Raw genomic sequence first — 12,277 nt, forward strand, 5'->3', positions numbered from 1 at the left:
AATGGCGATCGAAACCCTTCCCGAATCCTCGCTTCCCGTCACCCGGCCGTTCCGCGTCAAGTTCGGCTTCCTGACGTCGACGCCGATCATCGCGGTTGCGACGATCAGCCTCGCCCTCATCATCCTGATGGCGATCTTCGCGCCGCTGCTTGCGCCGCACGATCCTCTGCTGCTGACGCCGTCGCAGCGGCTGAAGCCGTCGAGCGCGCAATATCTGCTCGGCACCGACGCTTATGGCCGCGACCTGTTGTCGCGCATCATCTACGGCGCACGGATCTCGCTGGTGATCGGGCTCGGCGCCGCCGTCTGCTCGATCGCCATCGGCCTTCTGATCGGCCTCGTCGCCGGCTTCTTCCGCTGGGTCGATGCGGTGCTGATGCGCGTGATGGACGGCTTGATGGCGATCCCCGCCATCCTGCTCGCGATCGCCGTGGTGTCGCTGTCGGGCGCCAGCATCTGGACCGTGATGGTCGCGATCACCATCCCCGAGATCCCGCGCGTGGCGCGGCTGGTGCGCTCGGTGGTGCTGACCGCACGCGAGGAACCTTATGTCGAGGCCGCGATCTCGCTCGGCACCAGCCTGCCGAAGATCATGTGGCGGCATTTGATGCCGAACACGATCGCGCCGCTGATCGTGCAAGGCACCTATGTCTGCGCGTCCGCGATCCTGACCGAGGCGATCCTGTCGTTCCTCGGCGCCGGCATCTCGCCGGAAACGCCGACCTGGGGCAACATCATGGCCGAGGGCCGCGCCTATTTCCAGGTCAAGCCGTCGCTGATCTTCTGGCCGGGGCTGCTGCTCTCGATCGCCATTCTCAGCGTCAACCTGATCGGCGACGCCGCCCGCGACGCGCTCGATCCCCGCATGAAGCAGCGTGAGGGCAAGTGACGGCTTCAGCTCTTCTGAAGCCGTCATTCCGGGGCGATGCGAAGCATCGAACCCGGAATCTCGAGATTCCGGGTCTGGTGCTGGCGCACCATCCCGGAATGACAGTGGGTAAATTCCTTCACAGCGCCAAGAGACCCTGACATGACCAACGTCGTCCTCGACATCAGCAATCTCGTCGTCGGCCTCGGCCGCAAGGCGGATGCGCATCGCATCATCGACGACCTCTCGCTGCAGGTACGTGAAAGCGAGACGCTGTGCCTGGTCGGCGAAAGCGGCTCGGGCAAGTCGGTGACATCGCTCACCGTGATGGGCCTGCAGCAGAAGGGCACGCTGGTGCCGTCTGGCGGCAGCGTCAAACTGGTCGGCGAGGAACTGCTCACCGCCAGCGACCGGCGGCTGCGGCAACTCCGCGCCACGCGGATGGCGATGATCTTCCAGGAGCCGATGACCGCGCTCAATCCCGTGGTGCCGGTAGGCCGCCAGATCGACGAGGTGCTGCGCGCCCACACAGATCTCGATGCCCGCGCGCGGCGCCAGAAGATTTTGGCGATGATGGAGCATGTGCGGCTGCCGGACGTGGAGCGCATCTTCTCCTCCTACCCGCACCGCCTGTCGGGCGGCCAGCGCCAGCGCATCATGATCGCGATGGCGCTGGTGCTGGAGCCGAAGCTCCTGATCGCGGATGAGCCGACCACCGCGCTCGACGTCACCACCCAGAAGCAGATCCTCACCTTGATCCGCGACCTGCAACGCGATCACGGCACCGCGGTTCTGTTTATCACCCACGACATGGGCGTGGTGGCCGAGATCGCCGACCGCGTCGCGGTGATGCGGCACGGCCGCCTGGTCGAAACCGGCCCGCTGCAGGACGTGCTGCGCAATCCGAAGATGGAGTACACCCGCAACCTCTTGTCCTCGGTGCCGAGCCTGGTGCCGCGCGCGCCGCGCCCGGAGACGACCGAGCCCGTGGTGCTGGAAGCCAACGAGCTCAGTAAGGTCTACCGGGAGCGGTCGCTGTACGGCAAAGCCCGCGAGGTCGCCGCCGCCAGCAACGTCACGCTCACTCTGCGCAAGGGCCGCACCCTCGGCATCGTCGGCGAAAGCGGTTCCGGCAAGTCGACGGTCGCGCGATGCATCGTCCGCCTGATCGATCCGACCTCCGGCGGGGTGCGCCTCGCCGGCCGCGAGATCTCCGACCTGTCGCGCCGGCTGTTGCAGCCGCATCGCCAGAAGATCCAGATCATCTTCCAGGATCCCTACCGCTCGCTCAATCCGCGCGTCACCGTCGGCGAGAGCATCGCGGAAGGCCCGGTCAATTACGGCATGCCGCGCAAGGATGCGCTGGCGCGCGCGCGCGAGCTGCTCGAGCTCGTCCATTTGCCGCCCGACGCGATCTCGCGATATCCGCACCAGTTCTCCGGCGGCCAACGCCAGCGCATCGCGATCGCGCGCGCGCTGGCGCTCGATCCCGACGTGCTCGTCGCGGATGAGGCGGTGTCCGCGCTCGACGTCTCGGTGCAGGCGCAGGTTCTGGATCTGCTTGACGAAATCCAGCGCCGGCTGGGCATCGCGCTGCTGTTCATCACGCATGATTTGCGCGTCGCCGCACAAATCTGCGACGACGTCGCCGTGATGCAACATGGCCGCGTTGTGGAACAGGGACCGGCCGCCGAGGTGCTGACCAATCCGCAGCAGGCCTATACCCGCGCGCTGCTCGATGCGGCGCCCGGACGCGGCTGGGATTTTGCGAATTTCCGCCCGGTTTCGGAAGGCATTGTGGCGACGGCCTAGGTCTTTAGCCTCAAGCCTTTCCGCCCACAGGGCATGCAAATCCGCTGGTGCTCCCCGGCTTGCGCTGGGCGCGACGACACGCTTAACGTCGCGCGCTAGAGCGTGGCCCTGAAGGTGGACGCCGGTCTTCCCCGGAGATCACGCTCCAACCAACGAGATGAGATCATGACGCGCGTCGTTATGATCGCATCATGATCGAAGAAACGTATCGAGACCGACTTGATGACCCGCATTGCCGTTGGCGGCTTCCTGCACGAGACCAATACCTTCGCACCGACGAAGGCAACCTATGACGATTTCGTGCATGGCGGTGGCTGGCCGTCGATGACGCATGGCGCCGACGTGCTCAAGGTCATGCGCAAGATCAATGTCGGCCTCGCCGGCTTTGTCGAGGCGGCGGAAGCCAATGGCTGGGAGCTGGTGCCGACGATCTTCGCCGCGGCGAGCCCGTCGGCGCATGTCAGCAAGGATGCGTTCGAGCGGATCGTGACGGAAATGGTCGACGGCATCGCCGCGGCCGGACCGATCGATGCCGTCTATCTCGACCTGCACGGCGCCATGGTCACCGAGCATTATGACGACGGTGAAGGCGAAACGCTGGCCCGCGTGCGCAAGGCGATCGGCAACGACCTGCCGCTGGTGGCGAGCCTCGATCTGCATGCGAACGTCTCGCCAAAGATGATCGAGCATGCCGATGCGCTGATTGCCTACCGCACCTATCCGCATGTCGACATGGCCGAAACCGGCCGCGCCTGCGCCCGGCATCTGGCGCTGATGCTCAAGTCCAGGCAGCGCTTCGCAAAGGCATTCCGGCAACTGCCGTTCCTGATCCCGATCAGCTGGCAATGCACCAACGACCAGCCGACCAAGGGCATCTATCAGAAGCTCGCCGCACTCGAGAGCGACGCGGTGCCGACGCTGTCGTTTGCGCCGGGCTTCCCGGCCGCCGATTTCAGGGATTGCGGGCCGAGCGTATTCGCTTACGGCCGGACCCAGGCCGATGCGGATGCCGCCGCCGACAAGGTCGTCGCCCTGGTCGAGAGCCATGAGGACGATTTCGACGGCCGGATCTATTCGCCCGACGAAGGCGTGCGGCTGGCGATGGAACTGGCGAAATCGGCCAGCAAGCCGATCATCATCGCCGACACCCAGGACAATCCCGGCGCCGGCGGCGATTCCGACACCACCGGCATGCTGCGCGCGCTGGTGCGCAACAAGGCGAGTGCCGCAACCGGCGTGATCTACGACCCGCAATCCGCGAAGGCCGCGCACAGCGCCGGTGTCGGGGCATCAGTCACGCTCGAGCTCGGCGGCAAGTCCGGCATTCCCGGCGACGCGCCATACCGGGAGACTTTTGTCGTCGAACAGCTCTCGGATGGAAAATTCGTGGCTCCCGGTCCCTATTTCGGCGGCCGCGACATGGACATGGGCCCCTCGGCCTGCCTGCGGGTCGGCGACGTCCGCGTCGTGGTCGGCTCCTACAAGGCCCAGCTTGCCGACCAGGCGATGTACCGCTATGTCGGCATCGAGCCGACGGCACAGAAGATTTTGGTCAACAAGAGCTCGGTGCACTTCCGCGCCGATTTCGAGCCGATCGCCGAGAAGCTCTTGATCTGCGCCGCTCCCGGCGCGATGCCCGCCGATACCGCCACGCTGCCGTGGAGACATTTGCGTCCCGGCATTCGTATCAAGCCGAACGGCCCTACTTTCACACCCACCTCCCCATCACGCACAAACGGATAGAGAGCCATGCCGACCATTGAGCGCATCGACAGTTTTGCCGACGAACTCACCGCCATCAGACGGGATCTGCATGCACATCCCGAGATCGGCTTCGAGGAGGTCCGCACCTCGGGCATCGTCGCCGACAAGCTGACGAGCTGGGGCATCGAGGTGCATCGCGGCCTCGGCGGCACCGGCGTGGTCGGTGTGCTCAAGGGCAAGGGCAACGGCACCAAGAAGATCGGCCTGCGCGCCGACATGGACGCGCTGCCGATGGAAGAGAACACCAATCTGAAGTGGCGTTCGACCATTCCCGGCCGCTTCCACGGCTGCGGCCATGACGGCCACACCACGATGCTGCTCGGCTCGGCGCGCTATCTCGCCGAGACCCGCAATTTCGACGGCACCGTGCATTTCATCTTCCAGCCGGCCGAGGAAGGCCTCGGCGGCGCCCGCGCCATGATCAAGGACGGCCTGTTCAAGCAGTTCCCCTGCGACGAGGTCTATGGCCTGCACAACGCGCCGGACCTCAACCATGGCGAGATCGCGATCCTGCCGGGCCCGGCAATGGCCGCAGCCGACTTCTTCGACATCAGGATCCAGGGCTATGGCGCCCATGGCGCGATGCCGGAGCGTTCCAAGGACGCGGTCGTGATCGCAATGACGCTCGGACAGGCGTTGCAGTCGATCGTCAGCCGCAACGTCGATCCGCTGCAGGCTGCGGTGCTGTCGATCACGCAGATCCATTCCGGGTCGGCGTACAACGTCATTCCCGGCGAAGCCTGGATGTGCGGCACGGTGCGCTGCTTCTCCGACGAGATTCGTGAGCTGATCCGCAAGCGCATGCGCGAAATCTCCGCCGGCTTTGCGGCGGCATATGGCGCCGAAATCTCGGTCGAGATCCGCGACGGCTTCAGCGTGCTGGTGAATCAGGAAGAGCAGTCCCGCGTCGTCGAGGAAGTCGCGCGCACCGTCGTCGACCCCGCCAAGGTCATCACGCGCTCGACGCCGAAGATGGGCAGCGAGGATTTCGCCGACATGATGCAGGCCATTCCCGGCGCGTATTTCTGGGTCGGCCATGACGGCTCCGTGCCCGTTCACAATCCCGGTTACGTTCTCGACGACAAGATCCTGCCGATCGGCGCCAGCATGTTCGCCCGCATCATCGAGAAACGCATGCCGGCAGGTGCGCATGCATAAGCCCAAAGGGGACGCCATCACGTCGCTGCACGATCTCTCCGCCGTCGACCTGCTCGCCGGCTATCGTGCCAAGCAGTTCTCGCCGTCCGAGGTGCTGGAGGAAATCATCTCCCAGGTCGCGACCTGGGAGCCGCACATCAAGGCGCTGTATCTGTACGACCCGGAAGGGGCGCGGAAGGTCGCCAGGACCTCGACCGAGCGCTGGCAGCAGGCCGAGCCGGCCGGCACGCTCGATGGCGTTCCCGCCACCATCAAGGACAATGTCGCGACCAAGGGGCAGCCGGTGCCGCTGGGCGCGGCGAGCGTCAAGCTGGCGCCCGTGGAGAAGGATGCACCGCCCGCGGCGCGGTTGCGCGAGGCCGGCTGCGTGATCTTCTCCAAGACCACGATGCCGGACTACGGCATGCTGTCGTCGGGCCTGTCGTCGTTCCATCCGCTGACCCGCAATCCCTGGGATGTCAGCAAGAACCCCGGCGGCTCGAGCGCCGGCGCTGGCGCGGCAGGTGCCGCCGGCTATGGTCCCTTGCATCTCGGCACCGATATCGGCGGCTCGGTGCGGCTGCCGGCCAACTGGTGCGGCCTCGTCGCATTGAAGCCGAGCCTCGGCCGCGTGCCGATCGACCCGCCCTATGTCGGCCGCGTCGCCGGTCCGATGACCCGCACCGTCGATGACGCCGCGCTGATGATGAGCGTGCTGTCGCGTCCCGACCGCCGCGACGGCATGAGCCTGCCGGCGCTCGAGGTGAACTGGAAGGCGCTGGAGAAGTCGCCGCGCAAGCTGCGCATCGGGCTGATGCTCGACGCCGGCTCCGGCCAGAAGGTCGAGAAGGAGGTTCGCGAGGTCGTCGTGAAGGCTGCGAAGGCGTTCGAATCCGCCGGCGCCGTCATCACCGAGATCGACGGCATCCTGACGCCCGAGATGCTCGAAGGGCTCGACAATTTCTGGCGCGCCCGGACCTGGGATGAGCTGTCAAAACTGTCGCAGGCCGACCGCGGCAAGACCCTGCCCTACATCCTCAACTGGGCAGAGGCCGGTGCAAAGCTCTCCGGCGTCGATGTGGTGCGCGGCTTCAACATGACGATGGCGATCCGCGCGGCCGCCGCGAAATTGTTCTGCGAGGTCGACTACGTGATCTCGCCGGTGTCGCCGGTGGTGAACTTCCCGGCGGAGTTCGCAGCGCCGCTCAACGACCCCGCAAAGCCGTTCGAGCACATCTGCTTTACCGTGCCGTGGAATATGTCGGAGAACCCCGCGCTGTCGATCAACGGCGGCTACGACAAGAAGGGCTTTCCGATCGGCGTCCAGATCATCGGCCGCCGCTTCGACGACATCGGCGTGCTCGGCATGGGCAAGGCGTTCGAAAGCCTGCGCGGCCCGCAGAAGCCGTGGCCGACGCCGCCGAAGAAGTAGCGCCTCGGCCTTCCAAATTGTCATGCGCGGGCTCGACCCGCGCATCCATCTTCTTCATAAAGAAGAGATGGATTGCCGGGTCGAGCCCGGCAATGACAAATAAAAGGAAGGAAATCATCCCCATGGCGTATGAGACGATCAAGTACGAGGTCGCCGAGCAGATCCTGACCATCACGCTGAACCGGCCCGACAAGCTCAACGCCTTCAACGCCACGATGCAGCAGGAGCTGATCGACGCGTTCGACAAAGCCGACAAGGACGACGACGTCAGGGCCATCATCGTGACCGGTGCGGGCCGCGGCTTCTGCGCCGGCGCCGATCTCTCATCCGGCGCCAACACGTTCGACCGCGATGCGCGGCGCGGCCCGGTCAAGCGCAATGCTGACGGCAGCGTCGACTACAGCGATCCGCAGGTGCGCGACGGCGGCGGACAAGTGACGCTGCGCATCTTCAAGTGCCTGAAGCCTGTCATCGCTGCGGTGAACGGCCCGGCGGTCGGCATCGGCGTCACCATGCAGCTTGCGATGGATATCCGCATCGCCTCCGACGCCGCGCGCTTCGGCTTCGTGTTCTCCCAGCGCGGCATCGTGCCGGAAGCCGCATCGAGCTGGTTCCTGCCGCGCATCGTCGGCATCTCGCAGGCGCTGGAATGGTGCTATTCCGGCCGCGTCTTCCCGGCGCAGGAAGCGCTCGCCGGCCGGCTCGTCAGCAAGGTGGTGCCGCCGGCCGATCTGCTGCCGACCGCGCGTGCACTCGCCAAGGAGTTCGCGGCCAAGACCGCGCCGGTGTCGGTGGCGCTGATCCGCCAGATGATGTGGCGCATGATGGGCGCCGACGATCCGATGGAGGCGCACAAGGTGGACAGCCGCGGCATCTATGCCCGCGGCCGCTCCGACGACGTCAAGGAAGGCGTGGTGTCGTTCCTGGAAAAGCGCCCCGCGCAGTTCAAGAACAAGGTGTCGTCGGACATGCCCGACTATTTCCCGTGGTGGCAAGAGCGCGACTATAAGTGAACGAACGGCGTCAAGCGGCGTCCACACTTGACGGCGTCGTCCTGCTGCACGGCATCAGCAGGACGGCGCGCTCGTTTCGCAGGATGGAGCTGGCACTGAAGGCTGCCGGCTTTGCCACCCTCAATCTCGACTATGATAGCCGGCGCAAGCCACTCGACGTGTTGGCCGAGGACATCCGCCCCTCGCTCGATCGATTCGCAGAGAGCCTCGACGGCTCCGTGAACTTCGTCTGCCATTCCATGGGCGGGCTTCTGGCGCGCGTCTATCTGGCAAGGCATCGCCCGGCGCGGCTCGGCCGCGTCGTGATGCTGGGCACGCCGAACGGCGGCAGCGAGATCGCCGACCGCCTGAAGAACCTCGCGGCTTATCGCGCCTATTTCGGTCCGGCCGGGCAGCAGCTCGTCACCCGCCGCGATGCCGCGACCAGCGCGCTGCTGCCGCCGATCGATTATTCCGCCGGCATCATTGCCGGCAACCGTTCGGTCTATCCGATCACCTCCATGGCCCTGCCGCGGCCGCATGACGGCCGGGTGTCGGTCGCCAACACCAGGCTCGAGGGTATGGCCGATCACATCGTGATCCGGACCTCGCATCCCTGGCTGGTGCGCAACGCCGATGCGATCGCGCAGACCATCGCGTTCTTGCGAGAGGGGCAATTCAGCACAAATCGTCAGGTGGACTAGGCGTGGGCGTTACCCATCCTGTGCAGCTTGAGCATGGCATAGACCGCATTGTTGGCTGGCGTAGGAATGCCAAGCGGGCGGGCGAACTCCACCACCTTTCCGGCGAGCCAGTCGAGTTCGAGCCGGTTGCCGCGTTCGAGATCGTGCAGCATGGAAGCCTTGAAGGTGGGCGGCGAGGCTTCCGCGAATTTCATTCGGTCCTCGGCAAAATTCTCCGGAATGGGAACGCCCCTGGCACGGCCGACCGCCACCACCTCGCTCATCAGGCTGTAAAAGAACGCTCGCGTATCCGGGTCGGCCAGGATCGGCCCCAGCGGCTGGCGAGTCGTTGCGGTCGCGCCTGATAGTCCGACGAGGAATACAAATTTCTGCCAGCGCTCGCGGTCAATCCCGTCGGACACCGAGATGTCGATGCCGGCCGCTTGAGCGGCGTCGGCAAAGGCCTTGAGGCCGTCATCGGGCTTACCGTCGGTTCTGCCGCAGACCATGCGCGCGAACTGGCTCGTGTGGGTGACGACGCCAGGCGCGGACAGCACTGTAGCAATGTAGGCACTTCCGGCGACCACATTGTCGGCGCCGAGAATCGGGGCGATCCTCTCGGCGCTATCGACCCCGTTTTGCAGCGGGATCACCCGGGTGCGCGGTCCGACCAGGGGGAGAGACAACCTGGCTGCCGTCTCGCTGTCCCAAAGCTTGACCGCGAACAGCACGATATCGACCGGACCGACCGTGGCAGGATCATCGGTCACGTTGGGTTCGGGCAAATGAAGATTGCCGAGCACACTCTCGACCTTGAGACCGTTCTTTCTGATCGCCTCGAGGTTGGAGCCGCGTGCGATAAAGAACACGTCGTGCCCTGCCGCGGCCATACGTGCTCCGAAATAACCGCCGAGGGCACCGGCCGCCATCACAGCGATACGCATGTCATATCCTCCCCCCTGCAACGACACTCAGCCGGCAGAGGATATCACGCGACGGACCTGGGTTCGATTCCTTGAACGCCGGGCCCATCGCGTCATTTGGCTGCACTGCAGAATTTGGTCTGCTATCGGTGCATGGCGGACGCTGGCAAGCCGCCTGCCCGACGGATCTATGGCTTCACGGCCTCGTCAGCAGCGCCACACGCCCGATCGCCTTGCGCTCGATCAACAGCCGCATCGCCTTCGCATAGTCTTCCAGCGGCAGCCGGTGCGAGATATTCGGCCGCACCCGGCCGGCCTCGGCCCATTCGCTCAGCGCCTTGAACCTGACCTCGCCGAGCGCGGGATCCTTGCGCACCGCCTCGCCGGCGCGAACGCCGAGCACGCTCGCGCCCTTGATCATCAACAGATTGGTGCGGGCAAGACCGATGCCGCCGGTGAAGCCGACGACGAGAATCCGCGCGCCCCAGTTGATGCAGCGCATCGAGTTCTCGAACACCTCGCCGCCGACAGGATCGAACACGACATCGGCGCCGCGACCGTCGGTGAGGCGCTTGACCGCATCGCGGAACGGCTCGCGCGCATAGAGCACGAGATGGTCCGCGCCACGCGCCTTGGCGATCGCAAGCTTCTCCTCGCTCGAAGCCGCGGCGATCACGGTGGCGCCGAGCAGCTTGCCGATCTCGACCGCGGCAAGTCCGACGCCGCCGCCGGCGCCATGCACCAGCAGCACCTCGCCCGGCCTGATCTGCCCGCGATCGATCAGCGCATGATAGGCGGTGCCGTGCGCGGCCAGGAAGGTCGCGCCTTCCGCGTAGTCGAAAGTCGACGGCACCGGCACGAGCTGCGACGGCGTTGCAACCGTCTCGTCGCAATAGGCGCCGAAGCGCATCTTGACGATCACCTTGTCGCCGACGGCGACACCGGATGCTCCATTGACCTCGACGACATCGCCGGCGGCTTCCGACCCCGGCGTGAACGGCAGCGGCGGCTTGAGCTGGTACTCGCCCGCGGCCATCAGGATGTCGGGAAAGTTGATCCCGGCGGCCCGGATCGCAACCCGCACCTGGCCCGGCTGCAAGGGCACCGAGGCAAAGTTCTCGAGCTGCAGACGCTCGGGCGGGCCGAGCTCGCGGCAAACGACGGCTTTCGGCATCAGGCGGCCCGCGCCTTGAGGCGTGCCAGCGCCTCGCGGATCAGCGGCAAGCGGTCGTTGCCGAAATACATGTCGGTCTTGTCGAGATAGATCGTCGGCGAGCCGAAGCCGCCGCGCGCCATCACCTCCTCGGTGTTGGCCTTGAGTTGATCCTTGATCGCCTGGTCGCCGATGCCGGCAAGGAATTGCGCCGGATCGATCCCGAGTTTAGTGCAGATCTCGGTCAGCACCGCATCCTGCGAAATGTCCTTGTCGTCACCCCAATAGGCCTCGAACACCGCGCGGGCGAACGGCACCATCTTCTCGTTGCCGAGAAGGATGCAGCCGCGCATCGCCTTGACGCTGTTCACCGGGAACACGGTCGGCGGCATCTTGATCGCAAGGCCGGCCGAGCGCGCCCAGTCGGTGAGATCCTTCTTCATGTAGCGCGCCTTCAGCGGCACCGGCTTCTCGCGCTGCGCGTAGACCGACGGGTTGACGGTGTTGAAGATGCCGCCGACCAGGATCGGCCGCCAGGTGATCGGAGCGTCGAACTCCTTCGCGAGCGGCTGGATGTTGTGCCAGGCGAGATAGGTCCACGGGCTGGAGCAGTCGAAGAAGAATTCGATCATGGCGTTTCCCTTTGTCTTTTCCACATTCATTCTCGTCATTCCGGGATGCACCGCAAGGCGCAGGGCTCGCGACTGTGTCGCGCCGCGGAATAACGGGCATCATTTCTTCTCGACCAATTCCTTCGCACGCTGGCCGAACATGTTCTTGCGTGATTCCTCGTCAAACGGCTCCTTGACGAATTTTCCGATCGCAAGCCCCGCCTGCACCTGCGGGCGGGCGCGCACGGTGGCGTACCAGCGCTTGATGTTCGGGAAATCGTCGAGGGTAAAACCCTGCGCCTTGTGGGTCATGGTCCAGGGGAAGCAGGCGATGTCGGCGATCGAATAGTCGTCGCCGGCGATATAGGCGCCGGTCCTGCCGAGCTGGCGGTCGAGCACACCATAGAGCCGCGCGGTCTCGTCGCGGTAGCGCTCGATCGCGTAGGGAATCTTCTCGGCCGCATAGAGCGCGAAATGGCCGTGCTGGCCGAGCATCGGCCCGAGGCCGCCCATCTGCCACATCACCCATTGGATGACGTTCGACCGCGCACGCAACTCCCGCGACAGGAAACGGCCGGTCTTGTCGGCGAGATAGATCAGGATCGCGCCGGTCTCGAACACCGAGAACGGCCCGCCGCCGTCGGCCGGTTGATGGTCGACGATGGCGGGGATCCGGTTGTTCGGGCTGATCGCCAGGAATTCGGGCCGAAACTGCTCGCCGGCGCGGATGTTCACCGGGATCACCTTGTAGGGCAGCCCCAGTTCCTCCAGCATGATCGAGATCTTCCAGCCGTTCGGCGTCGGCGCGTAGTGCAGATCGATCATCGGCGTTCTATTCCCATCACAAAGACTTTTGTTGTTCTGTACCTCCACCTTAGGACATGGCACACAGGCCCTCAATC

The 12,277-nt window shown here is 65.3% G+C and carries 11 protein-coding genes; 7 read left to right on the top strand and 4 right to left on the bottom strand.

The genetic code is table 11. From position 1 onward, the window contains the following. Nucleotide 1: 1 nt before the first annotated feature. From ACVW1B_RS19340 to ACVW1B_RS19370, 7 genes are all read left to right on the top strand, one after another. Complete coding sequence (locus ACVW1B_RS19340) at nt 2-889, top strand: ABC transporter permease (RefSeq protein WP_057019082.1); 888 nt, start codon at nt 2-4, stop codon at nt 887-889. A gap of 141 nt (nt 890-1,030) precedes the next feature. Beyond that, nucleotides 1,031-2,680: an ABC transporter ATP-binding protein gene (locus tag ACVW1B_RS19345; RefSeq protein WP_253608010.1), complete on the top strand. Its 1,650-nt coding sequence runs from the start codon at nt 1,031-1,033 to the stop codon at nt 2,678-2,680. Between the two features lie 222 nt (nt 2,681-2,902). Beyond that, nucleotides 2,903-4,423 (top strand): M81 family metallopeptidase, encoded by a 1,521-nt coding sequence (locus ACVW1B_RS19350; protein WP_253608009.1) that lies wholly within the window; start codon nt 2,903-2,905, stop codon nt 4,421-4,423. A gap of 6 nt (nt 4,424-4,429) precedes the next feature. Then, complete coding sequence (locus ACVW1B_RS19355) at nt 4,430-5,602, top strand: M20 aminoacylase family protein (protein WP_016846360.1); 1,173 nt, start codon at nt 4,430-4,432, stop codon at nt 5,600-5,602. Beyond that, nucleotides 5,595-7,013, top strand: a complete 1,419-nt coding sequence (locus ACVW1B_RS19360) for an amidase (RefSeq protein WP_456780302.1) — start codon at nt 5,595-5,597, stop codon at nt 7,011-7,013. The genes ACVW1B_RS19355 and ACVW1B_RS19360 overlap by 8 nt, the downstream gene beginning before the upstream one ends. 122 nt (nt 7,014-7,135) lie before the next feature. Continuing rightward, a complete protein-coding gene (locus tag ACVW1B_RS19365) occupies nt 7,136-8,026 on the top strand; it encodes a crotonase/enoyl-CoA hydratase family protein (RefSeq protein ID WP_057019086.1) in 891 nt (296 codons plus the stop codon). Next, entirely contained in the window at nt 8,023-8,709 is a 687-nt protein-coding gene (locus ACVW1B_RS19370) for an alpha/beta fold hydrolase (RefSeq protein WP_253608006.1), read from the top strand. The genes ACVW1B_RS19365 and ACVW1B_RS19370 overlap by 4 nt, the downstream gene beginning before the upstream one ends. Here the strand turns inward: ACVW1B_RS19370 and ACVW1B_RS19375 are convergent. The 4 genes from ACVW1B_RS19375 to ACVW1B_RS19390 all read right to left on the bottom strand — a co-directional run bounded on the left by ACVW1B_RS19375 (nt 8,706) and on the right by ACVW1B_RS19390 (nt 12,200). Beyond that, the gene (locus tag ACVW1B_RS19375) at nt 8,706-9,632 is read right to left on the bottom strand and encodes a ketopantoate reductase family protein (protein WP_253608005.1); all 927 of its coding nucleotides are present in this window, start codon (nt 9,630-9,632) and stop codon (nt 8,706-8,708) included. The genes ACVW1B_RS19370 and ACVW1B_RS19375 overlap by 4 nt on opposite strands. Before the next feature lie 175 nt (nt 9,633-9,807). Then, nucleotides 9,808-10,785, bottom strand: a complete 978-nt coding sequence (locus ACVW1B_RS19380; protein ID WP_456780300.1) for an NADPH:quinone oxidoreductase family protein — start codon at nt 10,783-10,785, stop codon at nt 9,808-9,810. After that, the gene (locus ACVW1B_RS19385; RefSeq protein ID WP_168856778.1) at nt 10,785-11,396 is read right to left on the bottom strand and encodes a 2-hydroxychromene-2-carboxylate isomerase; all 612 of its coding nucleotides are present in this window, start codon (nt 11,394-11,396) and stop codon (nt 10,785-10,787) included. Before ACVW1B_RS19385 ends, ACVW1B_RS19380 begins: the two co-directional genes overlap by 1 nt. A 99-nt stretch (nt 11,397-11,495) precedes the next feature. Beyond that, complete coding sequence (locus ACVW1B_RS19390; protein WP_076830192.1) at nt 11,496-12,200, bottom strand: glutathione binding-like protein; 705 nt, start codon at nt 12,198-12,200, stop codon at nt 11,496-11,498. Nucleotides 12,201-12,277: the final 77 nt, after the last annotated feature.

The organism is Bradyrhizobium sp. USDA 4502 (assembly GCF_054063355.1).